We start from the raw sequence: 1,185 nt of genomic DNA, 5'->3' as shown, positions 1-1,185 counted from the left end.
CAAAGTTGATCAACTATCAGCACAAGTTGGTTCTTTAAAGTCTGAGCAAAGCAAGCTATCTGCTGATGTTAAAGGCGCTAAAGCTGCTTCTATGGACGCACAAGCCGAAGCTAAACGTGCTAACGACCGTTTAGACAACATGGCTTCTTCTTACAAAAAGTAAGAATAGTTATTAAAAATTAGCTTATTTACATAGGTTGATTATTAGGGCTTGATTGTTGATGCAACTACTTTCAGTAGTACTTCAACATCAAGCCTTAATTATTTGTGATAGTTTTACAAGCGGTATCAAGCGGTATCAAGCGAAAAATCTAAACACCTACAGCTTCACCACACCAGCTTTTTCACTATTTAATCTTACATTGTTCAACCAGTTAATCTTTCTAAACAATCTCACAGAAATCTTAGAATCAGCTCTTATAGTATCTAGCCGCGAAGCGTCCTAGCCCTTAGGCTCTAACGCTCTCACCGCATTGTCGTCCTTATCGCTTGTCATCGCTTAACACCGCTCACAACCAATTTCAGCTCTTATAGCATCTAGCCGCGAAGCGTCCTAGCTCTTAGGCTCTAACACTCTCACCGCATTGTCGTCCTTATCGCTTTCCATCAGCTTTTACATTTTTATAAGCGTTTTTTGAGCGTTATGATCTGCCAATCAAACTCTAACTCACTGATTGCCGTCGATTTAACTTGATGCTTTAACTGATCATTAGCACGCCAACCAAATACCGACATATCAAGGAGTGTTAATGCCTGCTCACCGGTCACAGATTGAGTAAATACCACTTGTTGCTGGGCCTCAATTTCAACATCATTAGGTAAATTTAACTGCAACGGTTTTTCGACTAAGTCTGGATAAACTTGTTGTTTAATTTGCCATAAATGCCTAATACCAGGCTGCAACAATACAATTCGACCATCATCTTTTAAAATCCGAATGCATTCTTTCCCCTTTAACGGTGAATCAAGAACCGTCACGATATCGACTGATTGCGAGGCAAAGGGCAATTTTTTTAGTGCCAACAACAATAAGTTCGCCGGTGTTTCAGATTTTGCCGCTGCAAATATTGCATTTTCAGCATCAGTAATGCCCCAGTGCTGGCACGATACCTTTGCTTCAACTAGCGCAGGAACAAGCTGACGCAAATAATATCCATCAGCGCATTGGTAATCGATATGCTGTAA

General features: G+C 40.5%; 2 protein-coding genes. One reads left to right on the top strand and one right to left on the bottom strand.

From position 1 onward, the window contains the following. Window positions 1-163: LPP leucine zipper domain-containing protein (locus tag CXF78_RS01230; protein ID WP_308302231.1), on the top strand; the 163-nt coding region annotated here is incomplete at its 5' end. A 458-nt stretch (window positions 164-621) separates the two neighbouring features. On the opposite strand, the gene CXF78_RS01225 is transcribed toward CXF78_RS01230, so the two are convergent. Further along, window positions 622-1,185, bottom strand: a 564-nt coding sequence (locus CXF78_RS01225; protein ID WP_102035741.1) for a class I SAM-dependent methyltransferase, incomplete at its 5' end; no start/stop codon positions are given.

It is taken from the genome of Shewanella sp. 11B5 (assembly GCF_002836795.1).
Lineage (GTDB): Bacteria > Pseudomonadota > Gammaproteobacteria > Enterobacterales > Shewanellaceae > Shewanella > Shewanella frigidimarina.
This window is presented reverse-complemented; position numbering and strand designations above follow the sequence as displayed.